A 19477-nucleotide genomic window follows, 5' to 3' on the forward strand; every position below is an offset into this window, starting at 1 on the left:
TGGATCCACAACCGTCAAGCTATCCGACTAAACCGAGCAGCATTCCCCACTTGGCTCTGCTGATCCCTATGCTCGCCGCCATTGTCGCGATCACGCCGCTCGCGATCGACATGTATTTGCCCGCTATGGCAACACTTGCCCAGAGTTTTCATACCGATATCACCCTAGTCCAACAATCCTTGAGTGTTTACCTAGGAGGCTATGCCCTCGGCATGCTGTGTTTTGGCCCCCTTGCCGACCGTATTGGCCGTCGCCCTTTGGTAATAATGGGCCTCTCAGGCTTTATGTTAGTCAGCCTATTGCTCGGCTTAGCCGAACAGATTGAAGTGTTTTTGGGCCTGCGCTTTTTACAAGCCTTTATCGGCGCCGCGGCCACCGTGGTTGTCCCTGGGTATATCAAAGAAGTCTATGGTGAAAACACGGCTAAAGGCATGTCTTATGTCAGTTTAATCATGATGTTAGCGCCATTATTAGCCCCAAGCATCGGTAGCCTTATCCTCGAGCTTGGTGAATGGCATTTGATCTTCTTTATCCAATCGGCCTATGCCATGTTGTTGCTGTTGTTGGTCATTACGCTGTTAAGAATGCCCAGCGATAAAGATCTGAGTAGCCGCAGTCAAAAATCCTTTTTAGGGGCTTATGCGACGGTGTTTTCACGTCCCGGCGTTAAATTAAATATTGCCAGCGGTGTACTCACCTCCTTTGCGTTTTTCTGTTATTTAACCGCATCGCCCTTTGTCTATATGGAGGTTTTTTCCTTAGATAAATCCTTATTTGCCCTACTCTTTAGTACCAATGTGGGCGCGCTGATGCTGGCAAATATTATCAATACCCGAATTGTGGGGCGTTATGGCTCGTTAAGGATGCTGCACGTATCGACCTTCTTCGGTGCGCTGGCGGCGGTCGGTTTACTGGGGGTTAATTTACTGGGGCTCAGTTATCACTTCACCGTGTTGATGCTTATCCCACTTATGGGCAGTCTTGGTATTATGTCAGTCAACGCCGATGCCATTGTGCTGATGAAGTTTAAGCAGGAAACGGGCACGGCCACGGCGGTAATTGGCACCTTAAGATTTGGCTGCGGCGCCTTAGCAGGCCCATTACTCGCGCTGTTTTATAATGGCACCGCAGTGCCCTTCTCAGCATTGATGCTGACGGCGGTATTGTTAGTGGGATTCTGTCAATTTAACCGTTCGGCTCATCAACCCAAGCCGAAAGAGTGATGGCATCTTTATGCCACCTAAACCAAGCAATTATGGTTTATCTCTCTTTTGTAGTTGATTTGTAACAAATTAAGCGTTTTCTAAATAAACGGCACTTAGGTTATATATAGTAGCTTGGGTGCCGTTTTTCATTGTAAATCAGCTAACCCATTCTAATTAAAGTAATTAAATAAAACTATCCCACACAAAAACTCCCGTTTCATAAGCGTTTATCGCGCCCAAACATGAAATTGTTTCAAGTTGGTTATTTTTTACATAAAAGCCTTGAAATGTGTTCTTTTTTGAATATGATGAAATTCTGTTCATTGCAACAGCTGCTGCATCCAAAGGGATGAGCGCTTGAAATCGATGATTTCAAGCTCAGCAATCGGAGTCTGAATTACCCTTCAGGCTTATTTTTAGAGCGATTACCGTCGCTGTAACAAGATACTGTTTACCGTAACGGTACTATGCAATAGGAGTTTCACATGGAGAAGTTATCCGGCGCCAGCATGATTGTGCGATCCCTTATCGATGAAGGTGTAAAGCACATATTTGGTTACCCTGGCGGCTCAGTGTTAGATATCTACGACGCCCTGCACCTTATCCCCGGTATTGAACATATTCTGGTTCGTCACGAACAAGCCGCCGTGCATATGGCCGATGGTTATGCCCGTGCCACGGGTAAAGTGGGCGTGGTACTCGTGACCTCAGGCCCAGGTGCCACCAATGCTATTACCGGCATCGCCACCGCCTATATGGATTCAATTCCATTAGTGGTGTTATCTGGCCAAGTGCCGAGCAATTTAATCGGTAACGATGCGTTCCAAGAATGCGACATGATTGGGATTTCACGCCCTGTCGTCAAACACAGCTTTTTAGTACAAGATCCCACTCAAATTCCTGAGATCATTAAAAAAGCCTTTTATATTGCCTCCACGGGTCGCCCCGGCCCCGTGGTTGTCGACTTGCCAAAGGATTGCCTCAATCCTGCATTACTGCACGACTATATTTACCCCGAGAGCATTAAAATGCGCTCCTATAATCCAACGACATCGGGCCATAAGGGTCAAATTCGCCGTGGATTGCAGGCATTGCTCGCCGCGAAAAAACCTGTGCTTTATGTGGGTGGCGGCGCCATTATCTCAAGCAGTGAAAAGCAGATCTTAGCCCTAGCGGAAAAGTTAAATATCCCCGTTGTCAGCACCTTGATGGGGCTTGGCGCCTTCCCTGGCACCCATAAAAACAGCTTAGGAATGCTGGGGATGCACGGTCGTTATGAAGCCAACATGACCATGCATAACTGCGATCTTATCTTCGGGATTGGTGTGCGTTTCGATGATAGAACCACCAACAACATCGAAAAATACTGCCCTAATGCCACCATCTTACATATTGATATCGACCCTTCATCGATTTCAAAAACCGTACGAGTGGATATCCCCATCGTTGGCTCGGCCGATATCGTATTAGACAGCATGCTAGCCCTGCTCGAGGAGTCGAAGGAGAGCAACGATAGCGAGGCAATTAATCAATGGTGGCAAGAAATCACAGTGTGGCGTAACCGCAACTGCTTGGCATACGATAAGGAAAGCAACCGGATAAAACCACAGCAAGTGATTGAAACCCTTTACAAACTCACTAAGGGTGAGGCCTATGTCGCCTCGGATGTAGGCCAGCATCAAATGTTTGCCGCGCTCTATTATCCCTTTGATAAACCTCGTCATTGGATTAACTCCGGTGGCCTTGGCACCATGGGCTTTGGCTTACCCGCTGCTATGGGAGTCAAAATGGCAATGCCGGACGAAACCGTTGTGTGCGTCACGGGCGATGGTTCGATTCAGATGAATATTCAAGAGCTTTCAACCGCTCTGCAATACGATACGCCTGTTAAAATTATCAACTTAAACAACCGTTTCCTTGGTATGGTGAAACAATGGCAGGATATGATCTACTCGGGTCGCCATTCCCATTCCTATATGGATTCCGTCCCCAACTTTGCCAAAATTGCCGAAGCCTATGGCCATGTTGGCATGACGATTAGCGATCCTGCTGAGCTTGAGTCTAAGATGGCCGAAGCCCTTGCCATGAAAGACAGACTGGTATTTATCGACATTATGGTGGATGAGACTGAGCACGTGTATCCCATGCTTATCCGCGGCGGCGCGATGAATGAAATGTGGTTAAGCAAAACGGAGAAATGCTAATGCGTCGAATTATATCTGTATTACTCGAAAACCAATCCGGCGCCCTATCCCGTGTTGTCGGCCTGTTTTCCCAGCGCGGTTACAACATCGAAAGTTTAACTGTGGCACCAACCGATGATAACACCTTATCGCGCCTCAATATTACCGTAGTGGCCGACGAAAAAGTGCTAGAGCAAATCGAGAAACAGCTGCACAAGTTAGTCGATGTGCTTAAGGTGTCGAATGTCACCGAATCGGCTTATATCGAGCGGGAGTTGGCGCTGGTTAAAGTCCGCGCCCAAGGGGAATTACGGGAAGAAATTAAGCGTACCGCCGATATCTTCCGTGGGCAAATTGTCGATGTCACCGCCAATCTCTACACCATTCAATTGGTGGGCACGACCGAGAAACTCGATGCCTTTATTCACTCCATGGGTGAAGTGACCAAGGTAGTTGAAGTATCGCGCTCGGGCGTTGTGGGTCTGGCCCGCGGCGAGAAAGCGATGAGAGCATAGCGCTGATATCCCCATTAACCCTATGTGAGCTTGCCATCGCAAGGCTTTGACATAGACCTCATGGGATTTTAATTGGTGGGATAACAATAAGGGGAGCACTAAGCTCCCCTTCTTTATCCTTGCGATTCAGGATTAGGATTGACCGTCTAATAGGCGCGAGGTGGTGATTTCAATCTTGCGTGGTTTTAACGCTTCTGGGATTTCACGCACTAAATCAATGTTCAATAAACCATTCTCTAAACTGGCACCCAATACAGTCACATAATCCGCCAGTTGGAAAGTGCGTTCAAACCCGCGCTCGGCAATACCTTGGTATAGGTATTTACGCTCGGTTTGGCTCTCGGCCTTATTGCCTTTCACCAGTAATTTCTCACCTTCGCTACTGATCTCAAGCTCTTCCATCGAGAACCCGGCCACGGCCATAGTAATGCGATAACGATTTTCGCCAAGGAGTTCAATGTTATATGGAGGATAACCTGAGTTGCCATTATTCGCGGCAGCATGTTCTGCCATCTGGGCTAAACGATCAAAACCAATAGCACTACGGTAAAGAGGAGTTAAATCATAAGTACGCATATTCATATCCTTGTCTTAAGCAATATGGAAAGTGGCGAACGTTTTTCAATTGAAAACGCATTTACCTCGCCTAAATTAACTTCTGTCCTAGCGGCACAGAATCGATTGGGATCCTCATCGAGCGATCCTGCAATAGATATAAGGATAGGAAAGCGGATTTCAAGGAAGTTTTTTAAAATTTTTTAAAAACTAAATAAAAAAGGAGCCCTTAGGCTCCCTTCTTCGGTCTGGCACTCAAATTAACGAGTACGTGGACACAGTTCTTCAGCACTGAAGAAGTAAGCAATTTCACGTGCTGCTGATTCTAAAGAATCAGAACCGTGAGCTGCGTTTTCGTCGATGCTTTGAGCGAAATCAGCACGGATAGTACCTGGAGCCGCTTGAGCTGGGTTAGTTGCACCTAAAATTTCGCGGTGAGCTAAAACAGCGTTTTCGCCTTCTAATACTTGAACCATGATTGGGCCAGAAGTCATGAAAGCAACCAGAGCACCGAAGAAGCCACGCTCGCTATGCTCAGCATAGAAACCTTCAGCTTGTTCTTTAGTCAGGTGTAACATTTTAGCTGCAACGATCTTCAGACCAGCAGTTTCAAAACGGTTGTAGATTGCACCGATGTGGTTTTTAGCAACTGCATCAGGCTTAATGATAGAAAATGTGCGTTCGATCGCCATAACAAGCTTCCTTTGTCAGCAAGTTTGAAAAATTCGCGCGGATTATACGAAATTTAAAAAACAAATCCTATCTTTAAAGCAAATAAGTCTGAGATATTGCGCACATTGGCTGGATTTGTAACCAGATTGATCACACAAAAACGCCAGACCTGTCATTCGACTGGACTGGCGAAAGGATAACAACACAACTAAATTGGCATATTTGCCAAAGACTCAGGGGTTATTTTTTATTTTTTGCCCAAATGCTCGCCCACGCAATCAAGGCGACCAAAATAATGGCAGGGGCTAAATCGAGCAAATGATGGAAGATACCAACACCACCATGACCAGGATGAGCCCATGCCAAGGCGGGTAACAGTGTGAATAACAAAGCAAACAAAAGTTTCATGTGAACATCCTTGCGTAGCCAGAATAACATTAAGCGCTTAACCACTTAACTGATACATAACAAGGTACGTCATTCACTTAAAATGAATTTGATGCCGATCAAACTCCTACAAAAATCCCCTTTAAGAGATCACTAAACGTGACAATTGTCACGTAAGTGCGCTTTTTGCGGGACAAGATGCCCCATCAGGGCGATGGTTATTTCTCTTCAATCCAGCATTGCTGAATGGCTTCTAATATCCGCTCATTACAATGCTTAGGATCGTCATCAAAATCATCGAGGGCTAATACCCACTCATATAACTGAGTAAAATGCAGCTTGTGGGGGTCAACCTCAGAATGCTTCTCCAGCAATTCTAAGGCGATATCTAATGAGTCAATCCACTTTAACGACATCCGCTCCCCCTTGTGCCATCTGCAGCTAAACCTTGCTCTCCTGAGTGTAGCTTAAGAACGCGTTAACTCTACGCTTGAGTGGGCTTTTTTGCCTTGAGGGCGTTCTTTTCAACAAACTCGATAATGGCACCAGCAACATCTTTTGCGGTGGCGCCTTCAATCCCTTCAAGACCTGGCGAGGAGTTCACTTCCATCACCACAGGGCCATGATTTGAACGCAGTAAATCGACACCCGCCACATTGAGGCCCATGGTTTTGGCTGCACGAATTGCGACTGAACGCTCTTCGGGGGTCAGTTTAACTAAACTTGCGGTGCCGCCACGGTGTAGGTTTGAGCGAAACTCCCCAGGCATGGCTTGGCGTTTCATCGCTGCAATCACTTTATCGCCTAGCACAAAGCAGCGAATGTCGGCGCCATTGGCTTCTTTAATGTATTCCTGCACCATGATGTTGGCTTTTAATCCCATAAAAGCTTCAATCACACTCTCAGCCGCTTTGCGAGTTTCGGCTAACACCACCCCAATGCCCTGCGTGCCCTCAAGCAACTTGATCACAAGCGGCGCGCCGCCCACCATGTCGATAAGATCAGGAATATCGCTTGGCTTATTGGCAAAGCCGGTGATCGGCAAGCCGATACCACGGCGTGACATCAACTGCATCGAACGTAACTTATCGCGGGAGCGAGAAATGCCTACGGAATCATTGAGCGCATACACGCCCATCATCTCAAACTGGCGCAGCACAGCTGAGCCATAAAACGTAATAGATGCACCAATACGCGGGATCACCGCATCAAAAGGCGGCAATTCTTCCCCACCAATATGGATGCTCGACTGACGCATATTGATGTTCATATAGCATTCGAGCGGATTGATCACTTTGACTTCGTGACCACGTAATGTCGCAGCCTCAACGAGTCGCTTTGTGGAATATAGCTCAGGCCCTTGCGATAGGATCGCGATTCTCATTTTGGTCTCCGACAACCATTTCATTTTGAGCGCATCATACGCTCGGATTAGGATAAATCAATCATGGCAATTATTGCTTGCGCAAATGCTGGGCGCCAGAAGCCAAAAACCAGTCACATGGACTGGTTTTTGACGATATCATCGCATCGGGTTGATTAACCTTCGCTCACCATATTCACAGTGTACTTCGGAATTTCAATCACCAGATCGCTATCGACAACTTTGGCTTGGCAAGACAAACGGCTCTCAGGCTCGAGTCCCCATGCCTTATCGAGCATATCATCTTCAAGCTCATCGCTTGGCTCTAACTCATCAAAGCCTTCACGCACGATGCAATGGCATGTGGTGCAGGCACAGGATTTTTCACAGGCATGCTCAATATTGATGCCGTTACGCAGCGCCACATCGAGAATCGTTTCACCTACTTTGGCTTCCAACACTGCGCCATCAGGACATAACTCAGCATGGGGAAGAAAGACTAACTGGGGCATCACATCACCTATATGTTGTCAATTGACTGACCCTTAAAGGCCACTCGAATAGAATTGTCCATACGCTTCGCGGCGAAATCCTGAGTATGTTCATCAAGGACTTCAATCGCTTGCTTAATCGCATCGGCATCATCACCACGGGCAATTTCTGCAAGTTGCGCCATGACTGAATCAATCTGCTGACGCTCATCACTTGTTAGCAGGTCGCCATCTTTTGCAAGCGCCGCATTTAACGACTCAAGTACCCTTGCCGCCTCCACTTGCTGCTCGGCCAGCATACGACGACTAATGTCTTCCTTCGCATGTTTCATCGAGTCCTTGAGCATAGTCGCGATTTCAGTATCCGATAAACCAAACGAAGGCTTGACCTGAATACTCGATTGCACGCCGGTGGATTTCTCCATCGCGGTAACGCTCAGCAACCCATCGGCATCGACTTGGAAGGTCACACGAATATGGGCTGCGCCAGCCGCTAACGGGGGAATACCTTTAAGCGTAAAGCGTGCGAGTGAGCGACAATCATCGACTAACTCACGCTCGCCCTGCACCACATGGAAGGCCATCGCCGTTTGACCATCCTTAAAGGTGGTAAACTCTTGGGCGCGGGCCACAGGAATCGTGGTGTTACGAGAAACCACTTTCTCCACTAAACCGCCCATGGTCTCAATCCCTAATGACAAAGGGATCACATCGAGCAGTAATAATTCAGACTCGGGTTTGTTACCGACCAGAATATCGGCCTGAATCGCCGCGCCAATCGCAACGACGCGATCTGGGTCGATAGAGGTTAATGGCGCCTTACCGAAAAAGGTTTCAACCTGTTCACGCACTAATGGCACGCGGGTTGAACCACCCACCATCACGGTTTCTAACACTTCATCAGCCGTTACGCCCGCATCACGTAGGGTACGACGACAGCTGGCGATAGTTTTCTTCACTAATGCGCTGATTAAGTTATCAAATTCAGCTTTGGTCACGACTTGCTTGAGCACAGTGCCATCGGCAAGTGTCAGGCTCGCTTCGACTTCACTCGCATCGGTTAAGGCTTCTTTCACGCGGCGCGCTTCAATCAATAACTGACGGCTTAGCTGCGGATCAAGGTTCGTCAATTGCCATACTTGCTGCATATGCGCCTGCAACAGATGGTCAAAGTCATCGCCGCCCAGCGCCGAATCGCCGCCCGTGGCCAGCACTTCAAAAACGCCGCGATTTAAACGCAGAATAGAGATATCAAAGGTACCGCCGCCGAGATCGTAAATCGCGATCACACCTTCTTGCTTCGAATCTAACCCGTAGGCGATTGCCGCCGCAGTAGGCTCGTTGAGCAGGCGCAATACTTTAACACCGAGCAAAGACGCGGCATCTTTTGTCCCTTGACGCTGTGCATCATCGAAATACGCTGGCACAGTGATCACGACGCCCTGCAGCTCGCCACCAAGGGTTTTCTCAGCGCGTTCAACCAGAGGACGTAAAATCTCCGCCGACACTTGCACCGGATTCACTTGCCCTTGGGGCGTAACAAACAGCGGTAAACCGTTTTCACTGGCTTCAAACTGGTATGGGAACGCTTGCTCACCAGATTGAATATCCGTGAGGCTGCGGCCCATAAAGCGCTTGACCGATACGATAGTGTTTTTTGGATCCTGCGCAGAACTTAACGCCGCCACCTGACCGACTTCAATGCCATCTTGAGTGTAACGGACGATAGAAGGTAAAGAATGCTGTCCATATTCATCGGGTAAGGTCGCCGTTACGCCGCTGCGAACTGCGGCCACGAGGGAATTAGTGGTACCTAAATCGATGCCAACGGCAAGTCTATGTTGGTGCGGCGCGGCGCTTTGTCCGGGCTCTGCAATCTGCAAAAGGGCCATATGTATCCAACTTAGTAACGCCGACTCAGACCCGTCTGAATCGGCTAAATAACTGCAATAGGGAAAATTAATCGAGCAGCGCGTCTTCGATACGCGTCAGCTCATCGTGTAATTTTGCCATAAATTTAAGCTTGCGTACTTGATCTGCCGCTAACAAGGCATCTTCTTCGCTGTCACTGCTTAGCTGTGCGGTGACCAATTTCGTCAACTTTGTCCGATATGCCGCGAAAGAGTCGTATAACTCATCAATGCTTTCTTGAGGATCGGCGCTATCGCGAATGTCTTCTAACGCCTCGCGCCATTCCATCTGCTGCATTAAAAATGCAGTGTCTTTCACTGTAGTGGTTTCGTGGCTTAAATCGATACCACGTAGCGACAGCATATGCTCGGCACGGCGGATAGGATCTTTTAGGGTTTGATAACCGTCATTCACTTGCGCAGTGCGTTGCACCGACAATAAACGTTGTTGCTCGGTATCGTTGGCAAACTTATCGGGATGCACCGCCCGTTGCAGTTCGCGGTAGCGTTCTGCAAGCACAGCGGTGTCAATATCGAAGGCAGGGGAAAACTTAAACAGCTCGAAATAATTCATGCGTCAATTCGGCAATTAAACAGTGAAACTCTCACCGCAACCGCACTCACCTTTTGCGTTAGGATTGTTAAATTGGAAACCTTCGTTCAGGCCTTCTTTAACAAAATCCAACTCAATGCCCTGTAGATAGATGAAGCTTTTCGCATCGATAATGATTTTTACACCATCAATATCATACACTTCATCGTCATCATTCAGCGCATCAACAAACTCAAGCACATAAGCCATACCGGAACAGCCAGAGGTCTTTAAGCCGAGACGCAGGCCGATGCCCTTGCCTCGATTCGCTAAGAAAGATCTGACACGCTCAGTTGCCGCTGGGGTCATTGTAATCGCCATCTTAACTCCAGATGTTACTTAGCTTGTTTCGATTTGTACTCGTCGATAGCCGCTTTAATGGCATCTTCTGCCAAAATGGAACAGTGGATTTTCACTGGTGGCAAGGCTAATTCTTCCGCGATATCGGTGTTTTTGATGGCCGCCGCTTGCTCGATAGTCTTGCCTTTCACCCACTCGGTTACCAGTGAGCTAGACGCAATCGCGCTGCCACAACCGTAGGTTTTGAACTTAGCGTCTTCGATGATGCCGTCAGCGCCGATTTTCAGCTGTAACTTCATCACGTCACCACAGGCAGGCGCTCCCACCATACCGGTCACGACCGAAGGATCGTTCTTGTCGAAAGAACCAACGTTACGTGGGTTCTCATAATGATCTATCACTTTTTCACTGTAAGCCATGGTACTGCTCCAAAATTATCTATTGTAAATGGTCGAATTAATGATGTGCCCACTGCACCTGATTCAGGTCGATGCCATCTTTGAACATCTCCCACAATGGAGACATTTCTCTTAATTTATCAATAGATTGTGTAATAGTTTCGATAGCGTGGTCGATTTCTTCTTCGGTGGTAAAACGACCGATTGAGAAACGAATTGAGCTATGCGCCATTTCATCATTTAAACCGAGCGCACGTAACACGTAGCTTGGCTCGAGACTGGCTGACGTACAGGCAGAACCCGATGAAACCGCTAAATCTTTTAATGCCATCATCAGCGACTCACCTTCAACATAGTTGAAGCTGACGTTCAGGCTACCGCTCACACGGTGAGTCATATCGCCGTTTACATACGTCTCTTCGATGTGCTTGATGCCATTCCATAACTTGTCACGCAGCTTAGCGATACGGGCGTTGTCCGTTGCCATTTCAGCTTTTGCAATCGCAGCCGCTTCGCCTAAACCAACGATTTGGTGAGTCGCCAGAGTACCACTGCGCATACCACGCTCATGGCCACCGCCGTGCATTTGGGCTTCTAAGCGAATACGTGGCTTACGGCGAACGTACAGAGCACCAATCCCTTTTGGACCATACATTTTGTGGCCAGAGATAGAAATCAGGTCGACCTTAGTCGTTTGTACATCGATAGGTAATTTGCCCGCGCTTTGTGCAGCATCCATATGGAAGATAATGCCTTTTGAGCGGCATAACTCGCCGATGGCATCCACATCATGGATCACACCGATTTCGTTATTCACATGCATGATGCTGACAAGAATGGTGTCGTCGCGCATCGCCGCTTCTAAACGTTCCATCGGAATGATGCCGTTGGCATCTGGCTCTAAGTAAGTGACTTCAAAACCTTCACGCTCAAGCTGACGGCAGGTATCGAGTACCGCTTTATGTTCAGTCTTGCTGGTGATGATGTGCTTGCCTTTCTTATTGTAGAAATGCGCTACGCCTTTGATCGCCAGGTTGTTTGATTCGGTTGCACCTGAGGTAAACACGATTTCACGGTGATCGGCATTGATCAGATCTGCCACTTGGCTGCGCGCCACATCCACCGCTTCTTCCGCTTGCCAGCCATAACGGTGAGAACGTGATGCTGGGTTACCGAAGATGCCATCCATCGTCATGTATTGGAACATTTTTTCCGCGACTCGCGGATCAACTGGCGTGGTGGCGGCATAATCTAAATAGATAGGAAGCTTCATAACACACTCCGTACTTAGCAGTCTCTGCCGAGGCTACATACAACGTACAAAAATAATTTTTATCGTATAACAAAAAGCCTATAAGCTGACTCTTTGCTCCTTTTGCATAGTGTCTTGCTTAAGCGAGATAAACTGCACATCTCGTTTCTGCATTAAGCCAGCAAGACTGATACCATCTAAAAAATCTGAAATTTGTTTGCTTAAATCGCCCCAGAGCGAGTGCGTTAAGCAGCGAGTTCCACTCTGGCAATTGCCTAGTCCTTGACAACGAGTCGCATCGACAGACTCGTCAACGGCATGGACCACCATGCCAACAGAAATATCATTAGCTTCGAGGCCTAAGCGATAACCACCACCTGGACCACGGACACTGGCCACTAGGCCATGTTTACGTAACTTTGCGAAGAGTTGTTCCAGATAGGAAAGCGAAATCCCTTGTCTTTCAGAGATATCCGCTAAGGGAACCGGTCCCGAAGCCGAGTGGATGGCCACATCGAGCATTGCGGTTACTGCATAACGACCTTTAGATGTAAGTTTCATAACTACCATAGCTCCCAAACAGGTATGGGGTTATTTCAACATACCCGAGTATTTCAGTCAAGTATAAAACCTAGTAAAACACTCAGGTATATAAGCGTGCAGTGAACCAATACCCTTTCATCTTGGTGGGGTATTTAACCTTTTTCTGCCCTAAGATTCAATGCTAAAGGGGCAATTAATCGTCCTAATCGCCCCCATATCGGGATCTAACGCACTCTCTTAGAATGAATGCTAACCACCTAGGTCCACTCTGTTCAAAAACTGCCCAACCACAGTAGTGATTGAATGGCAATCATCGGTGGCAGAAGCATGTGGATTAATATCAACATGCCACTGCGCCAAACACCTTATTAAATGCTGGGGTCAAACTCGTCGAGCGCACTCTGGCGCTTATCGGCAGCGGCTTTTTCCGCGTCGTTAAACTCACCCACATTCAGCTCTGGCAATCTTTCGGTGCAGACATCGCCACCTAAGCGCTGAATGGCTTGACACAATTCCTGCACTTTTGAATCCATTAAATGCATATGGTCCAGCATTTGCCCGATAGCGTTCGCGACGGGATCCGGATTATCGGGGGACACAGCATACGCATCGAAACCATATTTCTTGGCCATGGCGCTGCGACGCTCAGACTTCTCTTTCGATTGTGGCGAAGGTGTGGCCACTACGCGCCCCGGGATCCCGACCACAGTCGTATCCTTAGGCACATCTTTCACCACCACAGAGTTAGAGCCGACACGCGCCCCATCATGCATAGTGATAGGACCTAAAATCTTAGCCCCTGCGCCCACGACCACGTTATTACCCAGTGTTGGATGGCGTTTACCCGCTTGCCAGGTGGTGCCGCCCAATGTCACGCCGTGATATAAAGTACAATCATCGCCAATCTCGGCGGTTTCACCGATCACCACGCCCATACCATGGTCGATAAAGAAACGATCGCCAATGGTGGCACCGGGATGGATCTCCACTCCCGTCAACCAGCGCGAAAAAGTCGATAAACAACGGGCCATTAAGCGCCAATCACGCTTCCATAATTTATGGCTTATCCGGTGCAGCCAAATGGCGTGCATGCCAGGATAGTTGACCAAGATCTCAAAGGCGCTGCGCGCCGCGGGATCACGGTGATATATAGATTCAATGTCTTCTTTTAGCCTAGCTATCACACCCATGCTTCAATCCTTCGCGATTAGCGTTATTTGCCAAATGTGCTTTGGCTATTTTTGTTTATTACCCACCACTTTATCTATCGAGGTTAGAATGCCTCGAAGAATATTCATCTCTTGGCTTTCGATACGTGCACGGCTAAACAGACGACGTAACTTAGTCATCACTTGGCCGGGGTGGTTTTTAATAATAAAACCTGTCGATGATAAGGTGCTTTCTAAGTGCACAAAGAAACGCTCAAGATCGGCAGAAAGCGGATACTCTTCCTCCACCTGTGGCGCCTCTGTTTGCGCTAAGTGTGCGACACGCGTCTCATAACAAATAATCTGCACTGCTTGCGCTAAATTCAATGAGCTGTATTCAGGATTAGCAGGAATAGCCACATGATATGTACATTGCTGCAATTCTTCATTGGTCAAACCATGGTTTTCACGGCCAAAGACAATGGCGACAGGTCCTGATAAGCCCTCAGTGACCAGCTTTTGCCCCGCTTCACGCGGATCGAGCATTGGCCAATCTAAGGTACGACTGCGAGCACTGGTGGCAATCACTAAACTGCAATCGGCGATGGCTTCTGCTAAGGAATCCACTTTCACCAAATGCTTTAAGATGTCAGACGCACCAGCCGCCAAGGCGATGGATTGACCATCCACTTCACATCTTGGTTCGGCAAGATACAGGGTCGATAACCCCATGGTCTTCATCGCTCTGGCGGTCGAGCCAATATTGCCGGGGTGCGATGTCCCCACTAAAATCACACGAATATTACTTAGCATGAAACGACTTAATTTAATTCACAAAACACAGGGAGCGAATACTATCACAGGCGTGCGTGAATGCTTATATGAAAATCGGTATTTGATATAACATTCAAATCGAGTATAATGCCGCCCGCTATTTTTAACGTTCTTTAACATCCAGGGGATTGCAATGCATCCGATGCTGACGATTGCTGTTCGCGCTGCCCGCGCGGCCGGCCAAACTATTATGCGCGCCTACACTGAACTTGACCGAGTTGAAGTCAGTGCTAAAGGTGTCAACGATTTTGTTACCAGTGTAGATAAGGAAGCAGAAGCCGCCATTACCTATCAAATTCGCAAATCTTACCCTGATCACACTATCGTGGGTGAAGAAAAAGGCGAAAACCGTGGCGAAAATAAAGACTATGTATGGATAGTTGATCCTCTGGATGGCACTAACAACTTCGTTAGAGGCATTCCCCACTTCGCAGTTTCTATTGCACTGCAACACAAAGGCAAAACTGAAGTTGCCGTTGTGTACGATCCTGTTCGTGAAGAATTATTTACCGCTATCCGTGGTAAAGGCGCCAAATTAAACGATTTCCGTATCCGCGTAACCAATGTGACTGAACTGGCTCCAACTATTATCGGTACAGGTTTCCCATTCAAAGCCCGTCAACACACCGAAAGCTACATGGCAATCTTTGGCGAAGTGTTCGGTCAGTGTTCTGACTTACGCCGCGCAGGTTCTGCTGCATTAGACTTAGCCTATGTAGCGGCTGGCCGTTTAGACGGTTTCTTCGAAATCGGTTTAAAGCCATGGGATATCGCCGCTGGCGACTTAATCTGCCGCGAAGCGGGTGGCACAGTCACCGATTTTACTGGCGGTCATAACTACCTGATCTCTGGCAACATCGTTGCAGGTTCACCAAAGGTGACCACTGAGTTAGTGAAAACCATGCGTCCTTTGCTGAACGAAGGTTTAAAGCGTTAATCACGCCCTTCCAAGCGTAACGCATATTAAAAAGGCCAGTGAATTCACTGGCCTTTTTGTTTGCTGCTTTCGTTATTCTGTTTTAGCTATTCCGCGCTTTGGCTAATGTCAGCTCAAAGACTTTCTATCTACCCGCCAATGCTTGCGCAGGGCCAATCTGGCTCGCCTTCCACGCGGGATACAGGGTTGCGATAAGACTCATCACAAACGCCGTAGCTATCACTAAACCAGCATCCGTCATATGCAGCTCTGACGGCAGAAAATCCACAAAATACACATCGGCCGACAGGAGTTGAATACCGAGCAACTGCTCAATACCACGGGCAATACCACTGAGATTCACCGCAGTCGCAATCCCGATCACGCCGCCAAGGGCACAGCCTACAAGGCCATTTAACGCGCCTTGCACCATAAAAATCCCCATCACAGACAAGCGGCTTAACCCCATGGTCATCAGAATGGCGATTTCACTGGCTTTATCCCGCACCGCCATGACTAGCGTTGAGACTATATTGAAACAGGCCACGCCAATCACTAATACCAAAACGAGATACATAATGGTGCGAACCAATTGAATATCTTGGTATAAATGCCCTTGGGTGCGCGTCCAATCACTGATATAAACGGACTGGTTTAAGGCATAACCCAACTCACGAATTTTCGCTGGCGCATCAAACACCTGCGCCACACTGATCCGCACCCCAGTGACACCTTGATGTAAATTCAGAATATTCGCCGCATAGCGCATCGGAATATACGCCGTGGTTAACTCAAGCTCGCCACCTAGGCGGTACACACCCGACACCACAAAACGATGGCTCTTGGCCGCCCGTAAACTGCCGGCATGTTCAGGGTCAAGATCTTGCACATACAGAGCGAGGGTATCGCCAACTTCGAGGCCTAACTTTTTCAGCAGACTCTCGCCAAGGACGATGTGATTGTCATCCTCGCTCAAGCCTTGCCAAGTCTCTTTCGACATAAATTGCGAGAGGGTCGAGACTTTTGCCTCTTGCTCAGGGTCGATTCCCACAACGGCAAGCCCCTGAAAACCACCGGGCTTTTGCACTAATCCTTGCATCCGAATAAAAGGTGCCGCCGCCGTAATGCCTTCAATCTGCATGGCGGTTTGCTCAACCGCACGCCAGTCGGCAATCGGCTCATTCACGCCGACCACATCGGCTTGGGAGATCACGCCTAACAAGCGCTGCTCTAACTCACGCTCGAAACCATTCATGGCCGAGAGCACCACAATCAGTACTGCAACCCCTAGCGCAATGCCCGCAGTCGATGCAAAGGAGATAAAACTAATAAAACTATTGGATTGGCGCGCACGATAAAAACGCCAGCCAATGGAGAGGGCTAATGGTCCTTTCATTGGGCGTGTTCCGCAACAGCTTGCAGATAACCATTCTTCATGGTGAGTTGTCTGTCCATCCGCGCCGCTAATTTAGGATCGTGAGTCACCACCACAAACGCCGTTCCGAGTTGATTAGCTAATTCGCGGATCAGCTCATAGACCGCCTCGCCGCTCTTGGCATCGAGGTTTCCCGTCGGTTCATCGGCCAGTACGAGTTTGGGTTTGTTGATCAGCGCCCGTGCGATTGCCACCCGTTGACGCTCGCCGCCCGAAAGCTCGGCAGGAATATGGCTCATTCTGTGCCCAAGCCCTACTCTTTCGAGCAACACTTTGGCATCGGCCTGAGCCTGAGCGCGGTCTCTGCCTTGAATAAACGCCGGCATAGCCACGTTTTCCAGCGCACTAAATTCAGGCAAAAGGTGATGAAACTGATAGATAAAACCTAAATCTTGGTTGCGGATCTGCGCCTGACGAGCACTGCTCACCTGATATAAATCCTCACCCGCTAACAATACTTTGCCGGCAGAAGGTTTATCTAAGGTGCCCATAATATGCAGCAGCGTACTCTTGCCCGAGCCGGATGTGCCGACAATCGCCAGTTGCTCGCCCTTAAATACCTGTAAATCCACCTCAGACAACACCTGAGTGGTCACATCGCCATCGTGATAACTCTTACTCACCGCCTGCACTTGCAGTAACACGTCTTGCATTGAGATTCTCGCTATTGATTCTAAATGACATGTATAAACCCCATGTCCAAACACGCCTCTCATCATGGGAGCGACGTTGTAATTTGTTACATCGCTGCTATTCGTAACGCAGCGCCGTGGCAGGTTGCACCCGTGCCGCTCGCAATGCGGGGTAAAGGGTCGCCACTAAGGTCACGACTAAGGTGCCGACAATAATCATCGACAATTGTCCCAGTTCTAATTTAACCGGCAGCACTTGCCCAGTGCCTAAAATGGAAATCCCTAGGGTCGCCATAATGCCATTCAAATTAAGGGTGAGCAGAATACCGACCACCAGCCCCAGTACTAAACCTAATACCGCATTCAATAAACCTTGCACCACAAAAATGCCCATCACCGCCGAGGTACGTAAGCCTTGGGTTTTGAGTACCGCCACGTCGGTGGTTTTATCCACCACCATCATCACCAGCGCTGACACTATATTAAACGCCGCTACGGCCACAATCAGGCTCAACATCAGCGACATCATGTTTTTCTCCATCTTCACGGCACTAAACAGATGACCATAGGTGTCGCGCCAATCACTGGTCGTAGCCTCAATGCCCTGCTGAGTAAGAACCTGCTTTACATCCTTAGCCAGTGCTGGCGCCATAAAAGGATCGCTCAAATACAGTCTTAACTGATTGATTTCATCGCTCGGTTGACGCATTAAACGTTTGGCATCTTGATAATGAATATAGGCAACGCCCGCATCCACCTGAGAGCCCATCTCAAACACGGCAGACACTAAAAACTTGCGTTGGCTAGGGACTGGGCCGAGCGGCGAATATACCACGCCATCGCCGCTTAACAGGCGCACGGTATCACCCGGGCTCACCTTTAATTGGCGGGCAAGCTCACTGCCTAAGATGACCTTATATTGGCCGCTAGTTAGCTCGTTAAACGCGCCCGAATAGGTATGCTGCGCCACCATAGAGAGTTTTTCGGCAAGCTCTGGAAACACCCCAAAGACTTGCACGGCGCGGATATTAGCCGCCGACTGCACCATAGCTTGAGTCGACACACTCGGCGTCACGCCCTGCACGCCCGGTAAGGCTTTGAGTTTGTCCGCAGGAATGGTCCAATCGCTTAAGGGCGCCTCAGTCACCACGGTTAATTGGGGGACGGCGCCTAGAATGCGCTGTTTTAATTGTCCTTCGAGGCCATTCATCACTGAGCTGACCACGATTAAGGCCGCTACCCCTAAAAAAATGCCCGAAACGGCAAATAAAGTAATAAAAGAAGCAAAGGCGTTTGCTTTTCTGGCCCGCCAATAACGGTAACCAACGTAGAGAGGAAATCGAAGATCCATTGAAAGAGGGCTGCGTCCTGTGTGCTGAACTTGCTAAATCATAAAGATGGGCACGATAATAGGGGTTTAGGTCCTATAAATAAAGAGGCAAGCCTTGTTCACTGACACCAATCCGTATTTTAGTGTGCCTCATCCCTTCACCGCTTACTTAAGCCTTTGGGACGAAAACCAGCCACTACCCAGTGAAATGGCTTTAAGATCAATGCAATCCTTAGGGATCCAGCTACTGAGCGAAGTCAAAGCCCTCGAGGCCAGTTGCCTGCTGCAACTGCGGCATTTAGACAACGAAGCCAAGGTAGTGGTGGACTTTCTCAAACTCCAATCCCGCAAGGTCGATTTAGTCCTGCAACATGTGCTCGAAAAAGAAGTGCAAGAAGGCGAGAAGTTTAGCGGTTGTCAGTTTGGTGGCAGTGGTATTCGCCTGATGAGCAAAGAGGCCCTCCCCCTTGGTCGCCAATATAAAGTGACCTTATTTATCCACGAGGAATTGGTCGCCATTTTATGTTTTGCCAAGGTCACGGCCTGCTTAGTTTCACAGGATAGCCAATCCGATGGGCTGCAAGTACAGAGCCCCAACGCCGCATCGCCCTATCTCGTTGACCTCGAGTTTAGTCAAATATTGGATGCGGATGTCGAGCAACTGGTCAAAGCGAGCCTCAATGTGCAACAAAAACAACTTAAACTGCGTAAACAGGCCCGTGACGAGCGCCAATAAAGGCTAGCGTTTTTGCTGGCACCCTAGCGCCCAAGTCACTACAATGAACGCAACTTATTGTGAATGAATCAGTTTATCCC

Annotated in this window: 22 protein-coding genes; 5 read left to right on the forward strand and 17 right to left on the reverse strand. The window is 48.5% G+C overall.

Annotated elements, in window-relative coordinates; all coding sequences use genetic code 11:
* Positions 1-68 precede the first annotated feature (68 nt).
* The 3 genes from N7386_RS12070 (at position 69) to ilvN (ending at position 3903) form a co-directional block, all read left to right on the forward strand.
* The gene (locus N7386_RS12070) at positions 69-1223 is read left to right on the forward strand and encodes a multidrug effflux MFS transporter (RefSeq protein WP_279771011.1); all 1155 of its coding nucleotides are present in this window, start codon (positions 69-71) and stop codon (positions 1221-1223) included.
* Between the two features lie 467 nt (positions 1224-1690).
* Positions 1691-3409 carry an acetolactate synthase 3 large subunit gene (locus N7386_RS12075; RefSeq protein ID WP_279768688.1) on the forward strand — a complete coding sequence of 573 codons (1719 nt, stop codon included), beginning with the start codon at positions 1691-1693 and terminating at the stop codon, positions 3407-3409.
* Entirely contained in the window at positions 3409-3903 is a 495-nt protein-coding gene (ilvN, locus tag N7386_RS12080; RefSeq protein WP_011622520.1) for an acetolactate synthase small subunit, read from the forward strand. Before N7386_RS12075 ends, ilvN begins: the two co-directional genes overlap by 1 nt.
* 132 nt (positions 3904-4035) lie before the next feature.
* Here the strand turns inward: ilvN and N7386_RS12085 are convergent, their stop codons facing one another.
* From N7386_RS12085 to trmJ, 14 genes are all read right to left on the reverse strand, one after another.
* Positions 4036-4479: an Hsp20 family protein gene (locus N7386_RS12085; RefSeq protein WP_011622519.1), complete on the reverse strand. Its 444-nt coding sequence runs from the start codon at positions 4477-4479 to the stop codon at positions 4036-4038.
* Between the two features lie 239 nt (positions 4480-4718).
* On the reverse strand, positions 4719-5150 hold the full coding sequence (ndk, locus tag N7386_RS12090; RefSeq protein WP_011622518.1) for a nucleoside-diphosphate kinase: 432 nt from the start codon (positions 5148-5150) through the stop codon (positions 4719-4721).
* Between the two features lie 220 nt (positions 5151-5370).
* On the reverse strand, positions 5371-5538 hold the full coding sequence (locus tag N7386_RS12095; RefSeq protein WP_041408760.1) for a hypothetical protein: 168 nt from the start codon (positions 5536-5538) through the stop codon (positions 5371-5373).
* Between the two features lie 197 nt (positions 5539-5735).
* On the reverse strand, positions 5736-5933 hold the full coding sequence (gene iscX / locus N7386_RS12100) for a Fe-S cluster assembly protein IscX (RefSeq protein WP_011622517.1): 198 nt from the start codon (positions 5931-5933) through the stop codon (positions 5736-5738).
* 68 nt (positions 5934-6001) lie between these two features.
* Positions 6002-6901 carry a 30S ribosomal protein S6--L-glutamate ligase gene (gene rimK / locus N7386_RS12105; protein WP_011622516.1) on the reverse strand — a complete coding sequence of 300 codons (900 nt, stop codon included), beginning with the start codon at positions 6899-6901 and terminating at the stop codon, positions 6002-6004.
* A 155-nt stretch (positions 6902-7056) separates the two neighbouring features.
* On the reverse strand, positions 7057-7392 hold the full coding sequence (gene fdx, locus N7386_RS12110; protein WP_011622515.1) for an ISC system 2Fe-2S type ferredoxin: 336 nt from the start codon (positions 7390-7392) through the stop codon (positions 7057-7059).
* An 8-nt stretch (positions 7393-7400) separates the two neighbouring features.
* Positions 7401-9263, reverse strand: a complete 1863-nt coding sequence (gene hscA / locus N7386_RS12115; protein WP_279768694.1) for a Fe-S protein assembly chaperone HscA — start codon at positions 9261-9263, stop codon at positions 7401-7403.
* A 67-nt stretch (positions 9264-9330) separates the two neighbouring features.
* Entirely contained in the window at positions 9331-9855 is a 525-nt protein-coding gene (gene hscB / locus N7386_RS12120; RefSeq protein ID WP_279768696.1) for a co-chaperone HscB, read from the reverse strand.
* Positions 9856-9870: 15 nt separating this feature from the next.
* On the reverse strand, positions 9871-10194 hold the full coding sequence (gene iscA, locus N7386_RS12125; protein ID WP_011072278.1) for an iron-sulfur cluster assembly protein IscA: 324 nt from the start codon (positions 10192-10194) through the stop codon (positions 9871-9873).
* Between the two features lie 14 nt (positions 10195-10208).
* Positions 10209-10592, reverse strand: coding sequence for a Fe-S cluster assembly scaffold IscU (iscU, locus tag N7386_RS12130; protein WP_011072277.1), 384 nt, complete (start codon positions 10590-10592; stop codon positions 10209-10211).
* Positions 10593-10629: 37 nt separating this feature from the next.
* Positions 10630-11844 carry an IscS subfamily cysteine desulfurase gene (locus N7386_RS12135; RefSeq protein WP_086903271.1) on the reverse strand — a complete coding sequence of 405 codons (1215 nt, stop codon included), beginning with the start codon at positions 11842-11844 and terminating at the stop codon, positions 10630-10632.
* A 78-nt stretch (positions 11845-11922) separates the two neighbouring features.
* Positions 11923-12384 carry a Fe-S cluster assembly transcriptional regulator IscR gene (gene iscR / locus N7386_RS12140; protein ID WP_006081858.1) on the reverse strand — a complete coding sequence of 154 codons (462 nt, stop codon included), beginning with the start codon at positions 12382-12384 and terminating at the stop codon, positions 11923-11925.
* Between the two features lie 350 nt (positions 12385-12734).
* Positions 12735-13556: a serine O-acetyltransferase gene (cysE, locus tag N7386_RS12145; protein WP_011626050.1), complete on the reverse strand. Its 822-nt coding sequence runs from the start codon at positions 13554-13556 to the stop codon at positions 12735-12737.
* Positions 13557-13601: 45 nt separating this feature from the next.
* Positions 13602-14327, reverse strand: a complete 726-nt coding sequence (trmJ, locus tag N7386_RS12150; RefSeq protein WP_086903270.1) for a tRNA (cytosine(32)/uridine(32)-2'-O)-methyltransferase TrmJ — start codon at positions 14325-14327, stop codon at positions 13602-13604.
* A gap of 154 nt (positions 14328-14481) precedes the next feature.
* Between trmJ and suhB the strand changes: the two genes are divergently transcribed.
* A complete protein-coding gene (gene suhB / locus N7386_RS12155) occupies positions 14482-15285 on the forward strand; it encodes an inositol-1-monophosphatase (RefSeq protein WP_011622509.1) in 804 nt (267 codons plus the stop codon).
* Between the two features lie 124 nt (positions 15286-15409).
* On the opposite strand, the gene lolE is transcribed toward suhB, so the two are convergent.
* The 3 genes from lolE to N7386_RS12170 all read right to left on the reverse strand — a co-directional run bounded on the left by lolE (position 15410) and on the right by N7386_RS12170 (position 18682).
* Positions 15410-16660 (reverse strand): lipoprotein-releasing ABC transporter permease subunit LolE, encoded by a 1251-nt coding sequence (gene lolE, locus N7386_RS12160; protein WP_086903269.1) that lies wholly within the window; start codon positions 16658-16660, stop codon positions 15410-15412.
* Positions 16657-17352, reverse strand: coding sequence for a lipoprotein-releasing ABC transporter ATP-binding protein LolD (lolD, locus tag N7386_RS12165; protein WP_041412654.1), 696 nt, complete (start codon positions 17350-17352; stop codon positions 16657-16659). The genes lolE and lolD overlap by 4 nt, the downstream gene beginning before the upstream one ends.
* A 97-nt stretch (positions 17353-17449) precedes the next feature.
* Positions 17450-18682, reverse strand: coding sequence for a lipoprotein-releasing ABC transporter permease subunit (locus N7386_RS12170; RefSeq protein ID WP_011622506.1), 1233 nt, complete (start codon positions 18680-18682; stop codon positions 17450-17452).
* A 94-nt stretch (positions 18683-18776) separates the two neighbouring features.
* Between N7386_RS12170 and N7386_RS12175 the strand changes: the two genes are divergently transcribed.
* A complete protein-coding gene (locus tag N7386_RS12175) occupies positions 18777-19397 on the forward strand; it encodes a hypothetical protein (protein WP_279768704.1) in 621 nt (206 codons plus the stop codon).
* Positions 19398-19477: the final 80 nt, after the last annotated feature.

It is taken from the genome of Shewanella sp. GD04112, assembly GCF_029835735.1.
GTDB lineage: Bacteria > Pseudomonadota > Gammaproteobacteria > Enterobacterales > Shewanellaceae > Shewanella.

Bases quoted from the DNA above. Each gene is read 5' to 3' on its own strand.
- N7386_RS12070 (WP_279771011.1), top strand. From the start codon at position 69: ATGCTCGCCGCCATTGTCGCGATCACGCCGCTCGCGATCGACATGTAT.
- N7386_RS12075 (WP_279768688.1), top strand. From the start codon at position 1,691: ATGGAGAAGTTATCCGGCGCCAGCATGATTGTGCGATCCCTTATCGAT.
- ilvN (WP_011622520.1), top strand. From the start codon at position 3,409: ATGCGTCGAATTATATCTGTATTACTCGAAAACCAATCCGGCGCCCTA.
- N7386_RS12085 (WP_011622519.1), bottom strand. From the start codon at position 4,479: ATGCGTACTTATGATTTAACTCCTCTTTACCGTAGTGCTATTGGTTTT.
- ndk (WP_011622518.1), bottom strand. From the start codon at position 5,150: ATGGCGATCGAACGCACATTTTCTATCATTAAGCCTGATGCAGTTGCT.
- N7386_RS12095 (WP_041408760.1), bottom strand. From the start codon at position 5,538: ATGAAACTTTTGTTTGCTTTGTTATTCACACTGTTACCCGCCTTGGCA.
- iscX (WP_011622517.1), bottom strand. From the start codon at position 5,933: ATGTCGTTAAAGTGGATTGACTCATTAGATATCGCCTTAGAATTGCTG.
- rimK (WP_011622516.1), bottom strand. From the start codon at position 6,901: ATGAGAATCGCGATCCTATCGCAAGGGCCTGAGCTATATTCCACAAAG.
- fdx (WP_011622515.1), bottom strand. From the start codon at position 7,392: ATGCCCCAGTTAGTCTTTCTTCCCCATGCTGAGTTATGTCCTGATGGC.
- hscA (WP_279768694.1), bottom strand. From the start codon at position 9,263: ATGGCCCTTTTGCAGATTGCAGAGCCCGGACAAAGCGCCGCGCCGCAC.
- hscB (WP_279768696.1), bottom strand. From the start codon at position 9,855: ATGAATTATTTCGAGCTGTTTAAGTTTTCCCCTGCCTTCGATATTGAC.
- iscA (WP_011072278.1), bottom strand. From the start codon at position 10,194: ATGGCGATTACAATGACCCCAGCGGCAACTGAGCGTGTCAGATCTTTC.
- iscU (WP_011072277.1), bottom strand. From the start codon at position 10,592: ATGGCTTACAGTGAAAAAGTGATAGATCATTATGAGAACCCACGTAAC.
- N7386_RS12135 (WP_086903271.1), bottom strand. From the start codon at position 11,844: ATGAAGCTTCCTATCTATTTAGATTATGCCGCCACCACGCCAGTTGAT.
- iscR (WP_006081858.1), bottom strand. From the start codon at position 12,384: ATGAAACTTACATCTAAAGGTCGTTATGCAGTAACCGCAATGCTCGAT.
- cysE (WP_011626050.1), bottom strand. From the start codon at position 13,556: ATGGGTGTGATAGCTAGGCTAAAAGAAGACATTGAATCTATATATCAC.
- trmJ (WP_086903270.1), bottom strand. From the start codon at position 14,327: ATGCTAAGTAATATTCGTGTGATTTTAGTGGGGACATCGCACCCCGGC.
- suhB (WP_011622509.1), top strand. From the start codon at position 14,482: ATGCATCCGATGCTGACGATTGCTGTTCGCGCTGCCCGCGCGGCCGGC.
- lolE (WP_086903269.1), bottom strand. From the start codon at position 16,660: ATGAAAGGACCATTAGCCCTCTCCATTGGCTGGCGTTTTTATCGTGCG.
- lolD (WP_041412654.1), bottom strand. From the start codon at position 17,352: ATGCAAGACGTGTTACTGCAAGTGCAGGCGGTGAGTAAGAGTTATCAC.
- N7386_RS12170 (WP_011622506.1), bottom strand. From the start codon at position 18,682: ATGGATCTTCGATTTCCTCTCTACGTTGGTTACCGTTATTGGCGGGCC.